Here is a 16,734-nt window from a genome sequence, read left to right as displayed (position 1 = left end):
AAATAGGGGCAAACCCGGCCAAGCTGAACCAAATTGATCATGCGCTGCAATTAAAGCCAATGATTGTGTCATCCGTGCAATCTTCAGCTTTTGGTGGTGGTCTGCAAAAAGACAACCGACCCGTTTTCCACCAGGGCCGCGGTCAGTTTGCCGGTGGCATAAGCCCCCGTGTCGATCGAAATGACACCGTTTTTTGTCACCGGGTCCGCGACCGGGGTATGGCCATGGATCACCCAGATCCCATCGTGTCTAGGCAGATGTCTGAACGCCTTGTGCCCCCATGTCAGGGCCGCCCCGGACTGCCTGTCAATCGGCTGTGTCGGATCAGCCCCCGCATGGACCACCGCCACATTGCCGCTTTGCCAATATCGGGGAAGGGACCGCAACCAACTCAGCTGGGCGTCGGGCAGTGCAGATCGCAAAAGATCGCGAACCTCGGTCAGGCTGCGGGGATCTGCAGGCAATGGAACGCCAAAACTTGCCAGCGTTTGCAGACCACCATAGCGCAACCAGGCTGGTCCATGTCTTGCGGGATCGTCAAGAAACCAGAGCAGCATTTCCTCGTGATTGCCCAGCAGGCAGATCACCTCGGGGCGCTGTTGCGTCAGGGTGAACAGCCGGTCCAGCACCTCTGCACTGTGATCGCCACGGTCAATGAAATCGCCTGCAAAGATCCAGGTTGCATCTGCGGCGTGGCTGTTCAGTTTGCCAAGCAGTGCGTCCAGACAATCCAATCGCCCGTGGATATCCCCGACAACCGCAATCGGGCGCTGCGGATCCATGGGGGCGCCTGCAAATTCTTGCGGGTGTGCCGAACGAGAGATCCTGAGGTATTTCAACAGCCGCTTGATCACGAAAAGGTCCGGGCATTGGGGTGTGGTTCTGCCCGCAACATGAGAGTGTCGGGCAATTTGCTTGAGGGACTGTCTAGCGGCTTACCCTATGCCTTGCAATGGAATGTGCTGACCCCGTCTGCCAATGAAAAAGTGGCCCCGCGCAAAGTGCCGGGGCCACCCGTCGATTACAGCGAACCGGCGTTATAAAGCTTGATCGAACGGATGTGAGAGGCCGCTATGGAGGGCCACCAGCCGGGCGCAATCGATTCTGATGTCAGCGTTGTGATGGCATTTGTGTCATCAGTGACCCTGACATCAAACACACCGGTGTGATTGTCGAGGCCAGCCACATCCGCCGCACGGCTTCCGGCTGAACCGGTTGTGGCAATCTCGCTTGACGCATGTGTCCCCTGTTCGATCTGTGGCATCCAGATAAACAGGACCAGACCGCTGGTGCCAAAGCCGCCCGCCGAGCGTGCATCCAAAAGGAACCGCGTTGTGGAATAAACCGATTTCGTAATGGTGAACCGCTGCCACTCTGTACCCACCGAAATTGGCACATTTGCATAAGAGCTGCTGCCCGGATCACGCAGACCCAAGGTGCAGCTGGTGTTGGCCTTTAACCAGACCGAGACCGTGTGGGTGACGCTCGCCGTTGTGGAAACATCCTGAAAGATATAGCCATCCCCAAGATCCCAACCGGACAGCGATGTTCCATCCGGTGCCGTGGTGGTTTGTGTGCTGGCGGTGAAGGCTGATGTGGTCCAGACGGGCTGGGTGAAATCAGCGTTCCACAACAAGATATTGCTCCGCGCGCTTTCCATCAGCACCCCACGAGGCGCCAATGTGTCAGGGGCGTGATCAAATCGGGCGGCATTCACAGCGGCAAGGGTCTTGTTGCCATTTCCGGCCACGTAATACCCCTCGCTGCTACGCGTGAAGGTGATCCCACCCGGCAAGGTGCCCTGGGTGAAATCATAGCTCGCCACGGGGACGGCCAATGGGGTGGCCCGCCGTGTGAAATAGGATCGGGACAATCCAAGCATCAGGACACCGTAAAGGCATGAATACCCGTGGCGGTGGTCCCGGTGGCCAAAACGCGTACGGCACCTGCAGGCAGGATCGAGAAATCGGCGACGGCGACGGTGCGCTGATGGCCGGCCGGGGTCACGAAGGTCAGGTTGCCGCCGGTTTCAACATAAAGTGCCACAGCCACCTTTGCCAGGTCGGTGGCGTCATCAGGGGTGACCGGAACGATGTCGCGGCTGGGGTCGGACAGGGCGTGCGAACGGCGTTCGAAGGGGTTGGACATGGGGTTCTCCTCTCATTGCAGAAGACGCAAGTGGGGGCACCTGCGCTGGATCACCCAGAGGTCTATGAAAACTTTGTTAAACGCAGAAAACCGGGGCGCACGCTAAGATTTTTGCCATGCAACAGGAAAGGTTTTGCCGGGCAGGCCTGTGTGAAACGGTCCTTAGTCCAGAATCGGCGCCAGGTTCCTTCTGGACAGGGCCTTAACCTCTGGCAGCTTGCTTTGGATGCGATTTTCGAAATTGGTCGACAGCTCAAGCGCTGACAACATCAGGTCCGCCAATCTGTCACCTTCGCAGATCTCATTCAGATCCAGGGCCAGTTCAGGCGTGTCAAACAGGTCATAGAGGCCACGCACCTTGCCCTGATAATCCGTGATCATCGTGGTTTTCCCCGCGCCAAGTCCGGCGATGCCCAGATGCATGCGACCGGTTACAACCAGATCGGACAGGCTGCACAGGCGTTTGATGTCCGAGGGTTGCACCGTTTGCGGGACAAAATGACGTGGAAAATCCCGGTGCAGGATCGCAAGGATTTCCTGCATGAATGTTGCATCTGAAAAGGCGGGGCGATTGTCATGCGTCAAAAACAACAGGGCCGCGCCCGTGCGATGAGCGAAATCGTCCAGCGCCCGTCCAAGCCCCCTCACCACACTCGCACGCGGGAGGTTTGGCAACGCGTTGTGAAAACTGATTGGGTTGGCATTGAAAATGACCACCTTGCGCCCGTCGCGCTTCCAGCGTTGCACATGATCCTCGGCGGCCCCAGCGGCAGGGTGTATGCATCGTGATCCAATTGGCAAAAGGAACGCCAGATCAGATCCATGCGGCACCGGGCGCTGCATCACATTTGACAGCCGCGCCGCAGATTGTGGGTCGCGACAGGCGATCTGAAACCCCTGGCACCGGTCGTGAAACACTTGTCGGATCATCTGCGGAGACCGGTCCGAAAAGCTAAAGCCGATGGCGTGAACCCGTGCCCCCAACCGTTCTGCAGCGATACCTGACAACAGCCGGCGCAGGGTGCCACCGGGCGAATAGACCCCGTCCAGAACATCCGCGCCCGGAAGGATGAAATCGGTGCAGGACAAGGCCAGATCCGCAATCCGCCGCGCGGCTTTTCGACTGGGCAATACGTCAAAAAAACCTTCGATTGACACCGTGTCGACACCAAACTCCCTGAAATAGTCACGATCTGCATCCCGGTGGATCAGGAATGTGATCCGGGCGTCCGGCTGGACATCGCGGATCTGCGACACAATGGAATACCCCATTGCCGCGTCCCCCAGGCTTCCTTCGGACGAGATGTAAAAAACGCCGTAATGCCGGGGTTTGCGCGCGATGGTGCTGTCGTTGGGTTTGAAATACCAGTGCTCAAACCGTCTCAGAAAACGGCTGCCAACGCGTATGAGCGCGATTTTGGTGGCGCGTTTCAGGCCTGCAAATCCGTGTCGCATGGGTGATTTCCTTTTAACCTGTCATTTCGGCTGAACCGTGGCACTTGCAGGCCGCAGAAGGCCGAGAATGGTGGGATCAATGCCCAGATGTCGATAACAGGCGAGGCCGCTCAGAAACGCCAGAACGCCAATCGCTGTAAAACTCGCCATGCCGCAACCCAGCGCGCCAAACCGGGGGATGAGGAAGAGGTTCAAAAGGACTTGGATGAGGATGGCGATCATCAGGTTGCGGCTGGCCAGATGCTCGTGCCCGGAAAGGGACAGTAGGGTGCTGCTTGGTCCCATCAACAAGGATATGAAGACGCCCGCCACAAACAGGCGCAACGCCGGGGCGCCCGCAACAAACTCTGATCCGAAGATGGCCATTGCCGGTTCGGCAAAGACCACAAGCGCCAGTGCAATTGGCGTGCCTGTCGCCAGAAACAGCAGGGTCATGGACCGAATGTGGCGCATTTGCCCGGCCTTATCGCGCGCCCCATGCGCCTCGGCCAGCAGCGGTTTGTATTGCAAAACCACGATCATCCGCATCAATCCGGCCATTTCCGCCACGCGAGATGCGATTCGCACCAGCGCTGCGTCTTCGGGGCTGGACAGGATACCGGTCATCAGCACGTCAACATGCTGTCCCAACACAAACCCAAGCGAGATCAGGGCAAAATGCCCGCCGCTTGTCATCATTGCACGTGGTGTTGGTGCGGGGGGGGCGACGTGGGGCATGTCCGGGCCGGGGCGCAGCAGCACCAGTGTTGGACGCGCAAGGATCAAGGCCACCAGGAAACTGCCAATTCCGGCCGCCGCATAGGTTGCCGTGATGTTGGATGCGGAACTTCCCATTCCCATCCGCCAGACCCAAACGGCCCCAAGGATCATCAGCAACGGATAGGCGATCTGGCTGCCAATGATGGATCGCGCGACCTGTTTGGCCCCAAGGCTGAAACTTTCCAGATATTTTCGCGCAAGCATTACCGGCAACAGAAGTAAGGCGCCGATCAGGGTGACTTGATAGGGTCCACCCAGCGTGGTCAGGACCAAAAGCCCCGTTCCCACAGCGACCACCATCATGGTGACAGGCATCACGACCCTGCGGATCAATTGCCACAGGATTGCCCAACGCCGTGTTGCCGCAACATGCGACACCCCCTCCATAGCGATGTCGCGCATGGCCACCTGATCCAACCCGAATGACAAGATCAGAACCAGCAGTGCCGAAACCGACAAGCCAACCGACAAAAGCCCGAAGACCTCGCCGCCAAAGACACGGGTCAGGGCAATGGTTTGCAGGAAGGTCAACCCGATGGCAAACATGCGCAGGCTCATCAATCTGCCGAGTTGGGCAAGCAGCGCCGTCATGATGGCCCCCCTGACGCGGGATCGGCAACATCGCGGTAGAACTGCACCGTCAGGGCGGCAATGCGTGACCAGTCAAACGGGGTCAGATCCGGGGTTTCCCCACTTTTGCGAAGCGTTTCTGCTGCCGCCAACCCTTGCGCCAGTTGCGAGCCATCCAACGCGCCGTCAATCAGCCTCACCCAACCTTCGCCAATCTGCGCCTGCAGCTCGCGAAAAAGGGCGGTGTCGCTTGCCAAAACCGGGCAACCGACCGACAGGGCAAAAATGGCTGCGCCGGAGTTCAGCACATCCGTGTAGGGAAAAACCACCAGCGTGGCTTCGTCGATTGCGCAGACCAGCTCGTCTTCCTCAAGGAACCGATCCTCAAAACTGATCTCCCCACGCCGCGCGGCAGGCAGCCTGTCGAGTTGCATGAGCAATTCCAGATCCGGCTCCGCCCCGCTCATCTTGCCGCGAATGGCCAGGCCCGCCCTGCCCACGGGCAGATCAAGAAAGGCGCGCAGCACTTTATGCGCCTGTTTGTACCGGGTGATTGCCCCGAAAAACAGGATCCGGGGCGGCGTGGCGGGGGCGGGCCGTTGCCTTTCGGGATCGATCAACGGGCCGTAATGCCCGTGCGGGATAACCACATGCGGTTTTTGCTCAAGGTCGGGGGCCACATCAAACGCGGCCTGCTTCGAGGCCTCTGTCATGAACAATACCGCATCAACGCGGCGCAGGAACCAGGGCCAGAACAGACGCCCCATCCATGAGGAATTGCGTTGCCCCTCGCGCAGCAGGTTATGGGCGGTCCAGACAATGGGGATGCGCCGCAGGGCAGCCAAGGCAAACAGCCCCCGCAAAAGGATGTAGCGCGGCCAGAAACGCCAACCCTTGCCCGCTGCCAAAAAAACATCCGGCCAGTGGATGTGCAGGATGTCTGGCCTGCGGATGCCAAGCAACTGGCGTGGATGAAACTCCTCCACCCGGGCCACGCCCCCGGCCTCTACCGCGTCGTACAGCAGGGCTTGAAACGGATTGAAGGCCGCGTTTTTGCGTTTGGGCCATGCGCTGATGCGCAGCTGTGTTTGGGGCGAGGGGCGGGTGTCACGTGGCATGGCCAGCCCTTTTTGTGGCGTTGAATTGCAAAGGCTGGATTTCCTGCATCTGCTGCGCGGATCTGATCTGTCGATGATGCCGCCGCGCCAGATAGGCCGTGGCCACTGCAAACAGCTCGGCATTGCTGGGCAGGCCAAACCCACCGGCCAACCCGCTGCGGGTGATGAAAATCAGCGGCAACATTGCCATGAGCAGGCAAAGATCCGGGCGCGGTGACCGGCGCAAAAGGCCACGCATTCCCTCTGCACAAATGCCGATGGCGATGACAAACAATGTGGCCGCCAGAACCCCACCAACAATCCCCGTCATCATAAAGCTGGCCAGAAACAGATTGTGCACCGTGTGATCCTGGAAGGTACGCAGGCCGACACCAAAAAGAGGGTTCTCGAAAATCCCCTCTAACGCGCCCGTATACTGATCCAGACGCGTGCTGGCCGACCCGATATCGCTCTCCAGGTTCAAAAGGAAATACTGAAACAAAGGTGGGGCCAGCAAGGCCAGTGCCAACAGCAAGGCGGCAAGGATCCCCCAAAATGACAGGCGCGACATCGGGCTGATCAGCCCACGCACTATTGGCGCAACAAGGGCAAGGATCAGCGCCAGAACGGTTGAAGATGAAAACAGAACAATCAGGAAAAACAGCGAGATAAAGGCAGAGCAGCCCAATCCTGCCCGTTGCAGAAATGTTGTGGGCCGGGCGGCGACGGCCAGGCAGAAGGTGATGAAAAACGTGGCCGACAGGTGATTGAGCAGCCAGCTGTCATATTCCGGCAGCCCCGCCTGTGGTCCGGTGGAAAACGCATTCAGGATGGGCCGCACCGTGCCCAGCAGGAATCCCAACCGATTTTGCGACAGGAAATAGGTCTGGATCCCACCCCACAGGTCAATCCCCCCCACATAGGCACTGCCGATGAAACCGATCACGATGATCGTCTGTGCCAGCAGGGCAATCAACACAAGCCGATCCAGAACGGCCGGGGTGAAGTTGCACAGAACCAAAGACGCCAGCGCCACGGGCAAGGTCAGAATGATCGGGCTGAGGTTGATGGTGCCATGAATGGCCAGACCCGCGCTCAACCAGATCGTCAGGGCGGCGACACACCAGAAGAAAGTGGGAATGACATAGCGGCGCCGGGTGGCCAATTGATAGCCAAGATAGGCGATCAGCGCCAAGGCCAGCGCGTTGTGAATTTCAACGCGAATGGGGCCGATGCTAAGAAGTGGGATCCATTTCAGTCCAGAGCTGCCCAGAAACAGCGCCAGCATGACGGCGGTGATCGTGTCTTTTTGCAGGGTCAGCTTGCGCACCTTCATTCCGAAGCCTCCTGATCAGACTCCGCAGATACCGGATCAATCATATCCATCCAGGCCGCCATCACGGTTTCGATCCGATAGGCCTGTGCCACCTGCGCCTGTTTTTGCACGAGATCCGCAACCGTGTGAGGATGATCCACAAAGCGCTGAAGCTGGGCCAGCACCCCATCCAGATCATCTTCCGCAAACAGCCCGGCACCGCCGCAGGGTTCCAGGATCTGACGCGGCCCAACATGGTCAGTCGCCAGCACCGCCAGCCCGCTGGCAAGGGCTTCGATGATCACAATGCCAAAAAGCTCCTCCCAGGCCTCTGTGCGTTGCGACAACAGCATCAGCACATCTTGTTCCGTCATGAGTTGGGCGAGCGTAGTGCGGTCGCGGATCGGACCAAGGAAAGTGACGTTGTCACCTGCCTGCTGCACCTGCGCCGCCAAGGGCCCCGTCCCAACCACGCTAAGCGTCACCCCCTGACCCTTCAGCATATTCGCGATGTGCAAAAGCTGGCGCAGCCCCTTTTTTTCAGACAGTTCACCCACATAGATCAATCGCAACCTGTCATCTTTCCGATGGTGCAACTCTTTGGATACGTTGAAAAAAAAATCTGGAAGAGAATGCGGGATCACCACGGGCTGAACCCCCGTTTCGGCCGTGACGCTCTGCGCCACTTTGGGCGTGACCGCAATTGCGGCCACATTTGGCTGGTGCAGAAAGCGCAACCATTGCCGCTGCATGTAACGTCGAAACAGGGGCGGTTTGGGCTGGCGCGGGGTCTTGTCGAACCGCCAGTCATGCCAGGATGTTTGATACAGGATGCGATTGTGTCGGGCGAGATGGCGATAGATCAGCAACCGCCAGTCCCAAGGTGCAAACCCGATCACGATCACCTCGCCCCGCACAAATGGCGCGCGCAGGCGAAACAGAAAATCACCCCATGCGTTGCGGCTGCGTTGCCCCAATGGCGTGCGATCTCGCAGCCCGGCGCGCACCCACTCCTTGCCCACGCTGTACCGATGCGCCCCCACCAGATCGACCCGGCCCCGGCGGGCGAGCTCGTAAAGCGCGGGGAAATACTTCTCCGGGTTGGTTTCATGCAAAAGGCGCAGCCTGGGTCGGGTCATGCAAGGCCCTCGCAGATTTGCAGCACCGCTTCGGCCTGACGGCGCCAGGTAAATTTCCTTGCGCGTTCCCGGCCCGCAGCGGATTTCTGCGCCCAAAGCTGTGTGTCTGCCATCACCCTGTCTATGGCATCGTAAATCGTATCGGGTGCGTGCGGATCGCAATACAGCGCGCCCTCGCCACAGCGTTCCCGCAGGCTGGGAATATCTGATGCAATCACCGGGCAGCCAAAGCTCATCGCCTCAATAGGCGGCAGGCCGCTGGATTCGTAGAAGGACGGAAATAGCAAAAACCGGGCCGACGCGAGCGCCTTGTGGATTTCACCTGGGTCGTCCACCTGCCCGCGCAGCTCCAGCCTGTTTTTCACGGTTTCGGGAATGCGGATGTCAAACCCCTCAAACACCGAAGATCCCGCCCCGATGATCACAAACCGCATTTCGGGATGGGTTTCCAGGAACCGGATCGCGGCTTGCAACACCCCGTGGGCATTCTTGCGCTTGCTCAACGACCCCAGATAGAGCCCATACCCCCGCGCGTCTGGCCCGGGCTGCTCGGCATCTGCAATCTTCAGGGCAATGTCATCGGGCAATCCGCCATTGGCCGCCGCATGAAAATGCGCAGCCCCTTTCAAATGTGGATAGTGGCGGGCAATGGCCTTTTTCTCTGTTTCAGAGACCGTCACGATCCCGTCGCTTTTGCGCAGCACCAGTGGCATCAGCGCTGAATAAAAGGTGCGAAATTGCCAACTGTAGGCGCTTGGAAAATACCGGTAGGACAGATCATGCACCATGGTCACAACACGGGTGTTGCGCACCAGCAACGACGCAACCGGGGCGGTATTGCCCAGGCAAAGAACCGTCTGCCCCCTGACGATGCGTGGCAGGTCAAACTGTTCCCACAGATGACCGGTAAAGCGCCCTGTTCTGTGCAAGCTGCAGGCCCTCAGATGAGGGGGGGACACCATCTGACCCTGCGCGGGCATCACCACTTTCGGGGCCTCGATCCTGCCCTGAGACGCCAGTATATCCAACTGCATCAACAGCTCGCGGGCCACGCGCTGTACCCCCGTGATGTTTTGCAACAGAAAGCGTCCGTTGATCAGGATCATCGCTCCACCTTTAATTGACCGATTGTCTCTGGCTGACGTTCACATGTCAGCAGAAACCGGACCGTATCACGCGATAGAATTCACACTTGTCAAATAGATCAACCGGTCGATTGCCCCTGATGAAATAGCTACATCCTTGACGGGTTCGGGTCCAATGAAATCGAGGAAAGTTCCATAATCCAAAGCGAAAACACTCATCGTGTGGTTGTTTGATCTGGGGAACGAGCTACACTGCCTTCAAGCGGAAAGGCGGGATGCATGAGCGGATCGGAACGGATGGCCCAGCAAAAGATCACCACCGGCAATGTGGCGGTGGTGCATGACTGGTTGCCACTGGTCGGCGGGGCCGAACGGGTGGTGCAGCAAATGGTACGCGCCTTTCCCAATTCGACCCTCTACACCCTGTTTGATTTCCTGTCGGATGCGGAACGATCCGAGATCACCAGCGGCGTTCCCATACACACCAGCCGGTTGAACAGCTGGCCGGGCGTGCGACGCTATTACCGCTATCTGATCTTGCAATGTACCCGCGCGATTGAGGAGTTTGACGTCACCGGTCATGACCTGGTCCTCAGCTCCTCTGCAGCACTTGCCAAAGGGGTGCTGACCAGTCCGGATCAGGTACATGTGTCCTATATCCACAGCCCGGTGCGCTATGCCTGGGATCTGACCCATGACTATATCAATTCGATCGACGGGGTCGGGCGGGCGTTGAAGCGGAAAGTCGCGCGCGAGATGATGCATCGGTTGCGCCTTTGGGACATGCGATCGGTGGCGCAGGTGGACCACATGATCGCCAATTCACACTTCATCCGCAAACGGATCTGGAAAACCTATCGACGCGAGGCTGAGGTGATCTATCCCCCGGTCGACACCGACAGGTTTCATATGGCGAACACCCCCCGCGATGACTTCTTTTTCACAGCCTCGCGCATGGTGCCCTACAAGCGGATTGACCTGATTGTCGAAACCTTCACCGCACGGCCGGATTTGAAACTGGTGGTCTGTGGGGACGGGCCGGAAATGGCGCGGATCCGCGCGCTTGCCGGTCAGAATATCGCATTCCTGGGTCACGCGCCCTTTGACGTGATGCGCGACCACATGCAGCGCGCGCGCGGCTTTGTCTTTGCGGCGAAAGAAGATTTCGGCATTGTCCCGGTAGAGGCCCAGGCCTGCGGAACGCCGGTGATCGCCCTTGATCAGGGGGGCACCGCGGAAACCGTGCGGGGGCCAGATGACGGGGCAGCAACCGGGGTGCATTTCTCGGATCAAACGCCGGACGCTCTGGGCCGGGCGCTGCGCGAATTTGAAGAGATCGAGGGGGAGTTTGATGCGGAGATGATCAGCACCCATGCCCGCCGCTTTTCATCAGACCGCTTTGTCGAAGAGCTGCGCAGCTTTGTGGCATCCGTGACCTAAAGCGTTTCGACTTATTGTTGAGACACAATAATGAGGCGAAACGCTTTGGTTGCGCCAATGGGCCTAGCGACAGCGGCGCACCCCCAGACGGATCAGCTCGCTCCCCTTCACGCGGGACACGGAATAGGTCTGGTGCCGGGCCTTCTGCAGATACCAGGTTTTCACCGCTTTTGGGTAATGCACTGCGATCACATTGGACCATTCATTGAACTCTGCCGATGTCAGCCGCGCCCCAAATCGATGTGGGCCGTGAAATCCGAAGGTGGTGTTGGGCGACACGCAAACATTGCGCACGCCCAGATACATCGTGCAGCTCGACATGCAGACCGACCCGCGAATTTCCACCTTCTGCCGCAGCTGATTGATGTTGCGGATTTCATTGAACCGTTTGCGCACACTGCCGCCGTAATCATTTCGAATGACGATGGTGCTGCCCGGTTTCGGGCTGCGTGGTGTCAGGGCGCTTGCGGGTTGGCCAAGCGCCAACACCAGCGAAAGACCCGCGATCACAAGCCGCACCATCACCCTTTGCGCACGGCTATCCCATCCACGTGCGCGCGGCACGTGCGTATATAAATTTGCAGTCATGATATCACCCCATGTGACAAAGCGGCTGGTTTACCGCGCAAAGCCGACCCCCTCGGCTTGGAACATAAGAGCAACAAAGTGTTGAGATTTGGTTTAGCGCCCGCCCGATCTCTTTCGCCTGAATGTCCAGATCAGGGGGCTGAGTGTGAAAAAAATGAAAAAACGCGCCCCGAGAGGCGCGTTTTTGGTATCGATTTTAGCAATCTGAAAATCAGTCTATCGCACCTGCCCCGGCGCTGATCAGGGTGGGCGAGATCTGATCCACGGTCCGGCTCCACCGCGTCACGGGTTGTTCGGCAATAAAGACCACATCATTGGGGCGCAGCTGAAACCGTGTGGCCAGCGTCATATTCACCGCGTTGCGCAGGTCCAACTGCCAGGCGGTCAGCGCGTCAAACGCCATCGGGTCGCTGGATCCGCGCAGCACATAAACATGGCGGGGATCGGCGGTTTTCGTGGAGATCCCCTTGCCGCTGTTGAACAGGGCATCCGCGAGGCTGGCCTGACGCCCAAGGGGCAATTCCATCCGGCCCTGCTGTTTCACTTCCCCTGCCAGATAGACATAGTCCCGCGCGACCGCGTCCAGATCGACCTTCGCGCGGTAATTGTCGCGCGCTTCATTCAGCTCGGCGCGGCGCAGCGCCACTTCGGTCGACAGATCGCGCAGCGCGGCAGAGCGGCTGCCCTGCCGGAAACTGGCAATGTCCATTTGTTGGCGGAAATAGGCCTCGGCCCGGTCCAATGAATAGGTGTCATCCACAAACAGGCTGTCACCCGCCACAAGCGGGATCTGGCCCGCGCGCCCATCTTTGTGAACCTGTTCCAGCGGGATCTGATAAAGCGTGCCGGCGCGGTAAAGCCGCACCAGCGTATGTTCCATATTGCGTGACGCACTGCCGCCGACCTGCGCCAGCGCCTGTTTCAGATCCAGGGGCGCAAGGGTGATTGGCAGCACGCCGGGCTTGGCCACGGCCCCGCCCACGGCGACTTTCTTTGAATTGAACTCGGCGATTTCCAGGCTGAACGTGGGCTCGATCTGCGCTTTGACAAGCCGCTGGAACAAGGTCGCCTCGGCCTCTTCTACCGATTGCCCGGCAATCTCGACCCGGCCCACATCGGGAATGGCGATGCTGCCATCGCTTTGCACCGTATATCCCTGGCGGCTGTTTTGCGCGGCCAGCAGGCCCGACAATTGCTCGACCGAACTGCCCGAAGGCGTGGCCAGAAGCACAACATCCCCCACCCCGATGCGATAAGGCGCAGGCGTGACCGCCGGGGGCAGGCGGGTTTCCAGATGCTGAGGGCGCGACTGCGGATCAAGAGCCGGGGCCGGGATTGCCCCACCGCCACGAAGACCGCCGCCGGTGCCTGCCGTCACATTGAACGCGGCGGGCAGGTCGCGTGGCGTGTACGCATTGCGATTTGCGATCATCACATTTTCAGCAGTGATGGGAAGCACCCGCACTTTGGCGGTGTCGCTGGCCCCCTGAATAACCCGGCTGCTGTGATAGGCCGCCCCGCAGGACGTTAAAAGGCCGACCGCCGTCAGCATTATGGCAAGGCGCAATTTGATTTCCCCCATGACCCCGATTTATGTCCCTGATTGGACCACTGGCGCAGTCTGCGCAATGGATCCTGCGATCCGCCGTATATGCCCCTTGATCACCCCGCGATCCCCTCGCGCGCGTGCCCCCTCTGGCACCGAGTTTCCAACCCGGCATATGGCGGCAGGTCGCAACCGCGTTTTGCCGCGCCCGACCCGTCATATCAATCCGTTGTGGATGTGGTTGTGTTGGGGTTTCCTCCGCCTCCGGCTGCCAGGGCCGCCAGACCCGCCGCACCAACCGCGGGCAGAATGGCGAACAAGATGTTTTGCACATCGCCGGTCGGGGGCAGCGTGACCTGTTCATCGGGCAAACGACCCGGGTCACAGTTTTCCGTTTGCGGATCACAGGGTTGCGGGGTCGTGGTGTTCTGCGCAAACCCGATTTGGGTCGACGCGACAAGAATTGCCAATGGGAGGGCCTTGAAGACTTGCATCGTGATTGCCTCATTTGATCGATCAATTTCCCCATGAAACGGGGACGCGCTGAAGGCGGAAACTTATAACATTTGGCACGCGCCGGGCGTCGTCGATTTTACCGCTTTGAACCAGCCTGCTGGCCCGAAACACCCAGGATTGGTGGCACAATGGCACAATTTTGACGGTACAGCAAGATCGCCCTAAGGGCGAGTTGAGTGGCAATTGTCCAGCGGCGCAAATGGGGATCAGTTGGCGTAATATGTGCCCCCATAGCTGCCATAGGTATCGCCATAACCGTAGTGTTTCATCTGGGTGCCGTCGATCTGGTTCAACACCAACCCGTCCACCTTTTGTCCGGCCACGGAAAACAGGCGCAATGCGTCCGCCACCTGGCGGGTTTTGGTCTTGTCCCATTGCACGGTGAACAGCACCATATCCGTCTTGGGCGCCAGAATGCGGGCATCTGGCACCACCAGGACTGGTGGCGTGTCGATGATGACCACGTCATAGGCGGATTTGGCGGTCTCAAGGAACGCATCAAAACTGTTGGAGGACAGGATATCAGCCGCGTTCACATTGCTGGGGTCACCTGGCAGGACATCACACCCCAGCACCGACGAATGCAGCACCGCGTCGGCCAGGCTCACCTCGTTGGACAAGACAGACAAAAGCCCCTTGCCCGTTTCGGTGTCGAGATATTGGCTGAACACCAACCGCCGAATGTCGCCTTCGACCAACAGCACCTTCTTGCCCATACCCACCAGGTTTTGCGCCAGCGCAAAAGAGATCAACGTCTTGCCTTCATTTGGCACCGATGACGTGGTCATGATCACCCGGGGGGGCGCATCGAGGCGCGACAGAAGGACCGATGTGCGCAGATTACGTATGGCTTCGGCGGCGGCGGACATCGGTTTGTCGGCCAGATAGGTCAGGCTGCCCTGTCGATCCATCGCGGGCAAAAGCGGGATTTGCCCCATCACCGCAATGCCGGTGGCCTCTTCCAGTTCCGCCGCCGTGCGATAGGTGTTCTGCATCGCCTCGCGGGCCAATGCCGTGCCGCTGCCCGCAATCAGGCCCAGAAAGGCGGACAGCACCAGAATCAGCGACTTCCGTGGTTCGGATGGCGCGGTTGGGATGACCGCATGGGACAGGATCCGGCTGTCGGCCTGTTGCAGGCCCTCTTGGGCCGCGTTTTCCTTCAACCGGCTGAGGAAGTATTCATAAAGCAGACGGCTGGCCTCGGCGTCCCGTGACAGGTGCTGCAGCTCGATCAACTCATCGCTTTGTGCGGCGATCTGGGTTTCAAGCGTGGATATGCTGTCGCGCAAAGCCTCCGCCTGGCTTTGGGCCCGGCGTGCCTCCAACTGTGCGCGGTTCAAAAGCATGGTGAACCTTGTGTCAAATTCTGGGGACGCGCCGCTGGTTTTATAGATCTCGGCCAGCCGGCTATCATTTATGCTTTTTGCTTTCACCGCATCGGGGGCGGTGGTCAAACTGGTCAGCCCATTGGCCTTGTCCTGCGCCGCTGTTTTTACCCGTTCGGCCGTGTCCAACCGGCTGCGCAGCTCTTTCAACTGCCGCTCCAGCGCCTGAACGTTTTCCTTGCTGACCACATCCGATTGGGTGGAATAGCTGGCCAGCCGGGCTTCCGCCTGTTCCAGATCCAGTTTCAGATCCGCCACCCGACCACTGAGCCATTGCGATGCGCTTCGGGTGGCTTCGAATTTCACATCCATCTGATAAAGAATGTATTCCTGGGCGACCAAGTCGGCGAGGGCGGCGGATTTGACCGGGTCTTCAGTTTCCAGCGTGATCTGCAACACTTCGGTTTTCGGCAGGTTGCGGGCCGTCAGCGCCTTAATCAGCGCATTGACCACCCGTTCCATTTCTCGCTCGGCTGTGTCGACTGCACCCCCTTCGCCACGCAGCATTCCCATCAGGCGGGCCTTCAGCCCCGGCACGCGCAGAGCGCTGTTGAATTCCGGGTCTTCGGCAAGATTTGCAGCGATGGCCACCCGTTGCAGCAATTCCCGGCTGTGCAGCACCTCCACCTCGGTATTGATGGCGCGCGAATCCGAGCCAAGATTGGGCAGGGAAATGCCCAGATCAACAATTTTCTGCCCGCTCGTGTCCAGCAGCAGCACCGTTGTCGCGCGATATTTGGGTGTGGCGATGACCTGTGCGTAATAGCCGCCCAGCAGAACAAAAACCGCGGTGATCAGGCCGATCAACAGCTTTTGGCGCCACAGCGCGCGCATCAATTCGGTCAGGTCAACCACATCCTCTTGCATCGGGTCCACAGGAGGGGGCGAAGGGCGCGCTGGCATGATTGATCCTGGTCCTGATGTCTTGTGTCGGAAAGGGCACACGAATACCGAAAGTACACACGGGCTTTATCATGCAAGAGTTGTCAGGAATGGCAAGGGGGTCTTCCCCTGTTTCCGGTTCAGGTCCGGGGGCGGGTGTGTTTGGCGGTGAACCGGGCAATCTCGCTTTGGCTGGGGCGTTGACCGGCATAAAACTCGATGTAATGGGGGATGCGGTTGATCCGCTCATCAAGCGGTTCATTGACCAGCATCGAGATATAGCCGATCTGGGTGTAAAGCACCGTCATGCTGCGCACTTCGGCCTGTTCAAAGGAATAGCCAAACCGTTGATACATGGCGCAGATGGCGTCAAACCGTCGCTTGTCTGATCGGGTGACCTTGGCTTGCAGGTCCGGGTTGGTGCGGGCCCAGTTGCGGATGGCCAGGTCCAGTTTGGAATCAAACAGATCGGCATCCAGCCAGCAGTCAAACAGGTTCAGCATCGCTTCGGATATGGTTTCCGCATAGGCCTCGGTGCGACCGATCAGGTTGCCGGTGTTCTTCGCGTCCCAGCGCGCAATCATCGCCTCCAGCAGCGCATCGCGATCTTTGAAATACCAGTAAAACCCAGACCGTGTGACCCCCAGCCGTTTCGCCAGCACCCCCACTTTCACCGCTTCGACCCCGCTTTCGGTCAGGACGTCATAGGCCGCACTCAGCCAGGCGGCCTCTGATCCATGGGGTTTGGGATCGGGTTGGGGGATGACGTCTTTGTTCATGGTGTCTTTCTAAATTTTCTTGACACAAGT

The 16,734-nt window shown here is 59.0% G+C and carries 15 protein-coding genes; 1 reads left to right on the top strand and 14 read right to left on the bottom strand.

Annotation, left to right across the window (positions count from 1 at the left end; all coding sequences use genetic code 11):
• Positions 1-83: 83 nt before the first annotated feature.
• The 9 genes from ACP15V_RS09635 to ACP15V_RS09595 all read right to left on the bottom strand — a co-directional run bounded on the left by ACP15V_RS09635 (position 84) and on the right by ACP15V_RS09595 (position 9,589).
• The gene (locus ACP15V_RS09635; protein ID WP_424943475.1) at positions 84-782 is read right to left on the bottom strand and encodes a metallophosphoesterase family protein; all 699 of its coding nucleotides are present in this window, start codon (positions 780-782) and stop codon (positions 84-86) included.
• Between the two features lie 239 nt (positions 783-1,021).
• Entirely contained in the window at positions 1,022-1,882 is an 861-nt protein-coding gene (locus ACP15V_RS09630; protein ID WP_424943474.1) for a phage head spike fiber domain-containing protein, read from the bottom strand.
• A complete protein-coding gene (locus ACP15V_RS09625) occupies positions 1,882-2,148 on the bottom strand; it encodes a spike base protein, RCAP_Rcc01079 family (RefSeq protein ID WP_424943473.1) in 267 nt (88 codons plus the stop codon). The genes ACP15V_RS09630 and ACP15V_RS09625 overlap by 1 nt, the downstream gene beginning before the upstream one ends.
• A gap of 162 nt (positions 2,149-2,310) precedes the next feature.
• Positions 2,311-3,603: a polysaccharide pyruvyl transferase family protein gene (locus ACP15V_RS09620; RefSeq protein WP_424943472.1), complete on the bottom strand. Its 1,293-nt coding sequence runs from the start codon at positions 3,601-3,603 to the stop codon at positions 2,311-2,313.
• A gap of 21 nt (positions 3,604-3,624) precedes the next feature.
• Positions 3,625-4,953 carry a polysaccharide biosynthesis C-terminal domain-containing protein gene (locus ACP15V_RS09615; protein WP_424943471.1) on the bottom strand — a complete coding sequence of 443 codons (1,329 nt, stop codon included), beginning with the start codon at positions 4,951-4,953 and terminating at the stop codon, positions 3,625-3,627.
• A complete protein-coding gene (locus ACP15V_RS09610; RefSeq protein WP_424943470.1) occupies positions 4,950-6,050 on the bottom strand; it encodes a glycosyltransferase in 1,101 nt (366 codons plus the stop codon). The genes ACP15V_RS09615 and ACP15V_RS09610 overlap by 4 nt, the downstream gene beginning before the upstream one ends.
• Positions 6,040-7,365 (bottom strand): O-antigen ligase family protein, encoded by a 1,326-nt coding sequence (locus tag ACP15V_RS09605; protein WP_424943469.1) that lies wholly within the window; start codon positions 7,363-7,365, stop codon positions 6,040-6,042. Before ACP15V_RS09605 ends, ACP15V_RS09610 begins: the two co-directional genes overlap by 11 nt.
• Positions 7,362-8,483 carry a glycosyltransferase family 4 protein gene (locus ACP15V_RS09600; protein WP_424943468.1) on the bottom strand — a complete coding sequence of 374 codons (1,122 nt, stop codon included), beginning with the start codon at positions 8,481-8,483 and terminating at the stop codon, positions 7,362-7,364. The genes ACP15V_RS09605 and ACP15V_RS09600 overlap by 4 nt, the downstream gene beginning before the upstream one ends.
• Positions 8,480-9,589, bottom strand: a complete 1,110-nt coding sequence (locus ACP15V_RS09595; protein WP_424943467.1) for a glycosyltransferase family 4 protein — start codon at positions 9,587-9,589, stop codon at positions 8,480-8,482. Before ACP15V_RS09595 ends, ACP15V_RS09600 begins: the two co-directional genes overlap by 4 nt.
• A gap of 258 nt (positions 9,590-9,847) precedes the next feature.
• On the opposite strand from ACP15V_RS09595, the gene ACP15V_RS09590 reads away from it, so the two are divergent.
• On the top strand, positions 9,848-11,008 hold the full coding sequence (locus ACP15V_RS09590; RefSeq protein WP_424943466.1) for a glycosyltransferase: 1,161 nt from the start codon (positions 9,848-9,850) through the stop codon (positions 11,006-11,008).
• Between the two features lie 63 nt (positions 11,009-11,071).
• Here the strand turns inward: ACP15V_RS09590 and ACP15V_RS09585 are convergent, their stop codons facing one another.
• The 5 genes from ACP15V_RS09585 to ACP15V_RS09565 form a co-directional block, all read right to left on the bottom strand.
• A complete protein-coding gene (locus ACP15V_RS09585) occupies positions 11,072-11,596 on the bottom strand; it encodes a hypothetical protein (protein WP_424943465.1) in 525 nt (174 codons plus the stop codon).
• Between the two features lie 211 nt (positions 11,597-11,807).
• Positions 11,808-13,178 (bottom strand): polysaccharide biosynthesis/export family protein, encoded by a 1,371-nt coding sequence (locus ACP15V_RS09580; RefSeq protein WP_424943464.1) that lies wholly within the window; start codon positions 13,176-13,178, stop codon positions 11,808-11,810.
• A 185-nt stretch (positions 13,179-13,363) separates the two neighbouring features.
• Positions 13,364-13,612 carry a hypothetical protein gene (locus tag ACP15V_RS09575; RefSeq protein WP_424943463.1) on the bottom strand — a complete coding sequence of 83 codons (249 nt, stop codon included), beginning with the start codon at positions 13,610-13,612 and terminating at the stop codon, positions 13,364-13,366.
• Between the two features lie 252 nt (positions 13,613-13,864).
• On the bottom strand, positions 13,865-15,946 hold the full coding sequence (locus ACP15V_RS09570) for a polysaccharide biosynthesis tyrosine autokinase (protein ID WP_424943462.1): 2,082 nt from the start codon (positions 15,944-15,946) through the stop codon (positions 13,865-13,867).
• Between the two features lie 119 nt (positions 15,947-16,065).
• Entirely contained in the window at positions 16,066-16,704 is a 639-nt protein-coding gene (locus tag ACP15V_RS09565; protein ID WP_424943461.1) for a TetR/AcrR family transcriptional regulator, read from the bottom strand.
• Between the last annotated feature and the right edge of the window lie 30 nt (positions 16,705-16,734).

Origin of the sequence: Aliiroseovarius crassostreae (genome assembly GCF_049803815.1) — a bacterium.
GTDB classification, from domain to species: domain Bacteria; phylum Pseudomonadota; class Alphaproteobacteria; order Rhodobacterales; family Rhodobacteraceae; genus Aliiroseovarius; species Aliiroseovarius crassostreae_A.
This window is presented reverse-complemented; position numbering and strand designations above follow the sequence as displayed.

What these genes read in the sequence shown, in the direction of transcription:
- ACP15V_RS09635 (WP_424943475.1), bottom strand. Translation starts at nt 782, where the DNA reads ATGGATCCGCAGCGCCCGATTGCGGTTGTCGGGGATATCCACGGGCGA.
- ACP15V_RS09630 (WP_424943474.1), bottom strand. Translation starts at nt 1,882, where the DNA reads ATGCTTGGATTGTCCCGATCCTATTTCACACGGCGGGCCACCCCATTG.
- ACP15V_RS09625 (WP_424943473.1), bottom strand. Translation starts at nt 2,148, where the DNA reads ATGTCCAACCCCTTCGAACGCCGTTCGCACGCCCTGTCCGACCCCAGC.
- ACP15V_RS09620 (WP_424943472.1), bottom strand. Translation starts at nt 3,603, where the DNA reads ATGCGACACGGATTTGCAGGCCTGAAACGCGCCACCAAAATCGCGCTC.
- ACP15V_RS09615 (WP_424943471.1), bottom strand. Translation starts at nt 4,953, where the DNA reads ATGACGGCGCTGCTTGCCCAACTCGGCAGATTGATGAGCCTGCGCATG.
- ACP15V_RS09610 (WP_424943470.1), bottom strand. Translation starts at nt 6,050, where the DNA reads ATGCCACGTGACACCCGCCCCTCGCCCCAAACACAGCTGCGCATCAGC.
- ACP15V_RS09605 (WP_424943469.1), bottom strand. Translation starts at nt 7,365, where the DNA reads ATGAAGGTGCGCAAGCTGACCCTGCAAAAAGACACGATCACCGCCGTC.
- ACP15V_RS09600 (WP_424943468.1), bottom strand. Translation starts at nt 8,483, where the DNA reads ATGACCCGACCCAGGCTGCGCCTTTTGCATGAAACCAACCCGGAGAAG.
- ACP15V_RS09595 (WP_424943467.1), bottom strand. Translation starts at nt 9,589, where the DNA reads ATGATCCTGATCAACGGACGCTTTCTGTTGCAAAACATCACGGGGGTA.
- ACP15V_RS09590 (WP_424943466.1), top strand. Translation starts at nt 9,848, where the DNA reads ATGAGCGGATCGGAACGGATGGCCCAGCAAAAGATCACCACCGGCAAT.
- ACP15V_RS09585 (WP_424943465.1), bottom strand. Translation starts at nt 11,596, where the DNA reads ATGACTGCAAATTTATATACGCACGTGCCGCGCGCACGTGGATGGGAT.
- ACP15V_RS09580 (WP_424943464.1), bottom strand. Translation starts at nt 13,178, where the DNA reads ATGGGGGAAATCAAATTGCGCCTTGCCATAATGCTGACGGCGGTCGGC.
- ACP15V_RS09570 (WP_424943462.1), bottom strand. Translation starts at nt 15,946, where the DNA reads ATGCCAGCGCGCCCTTCGCCCCCTCCTGTGGACCCGATGCAAGAGGAT.
- ACP15V_RS09565 (WP_424943461.1), bottom strand. Translation starts at nt 16,704, where the DNA reads ATGAACAAAGACGTCATCCCCCAACCCGATCCCAAACCCCATGGATCA.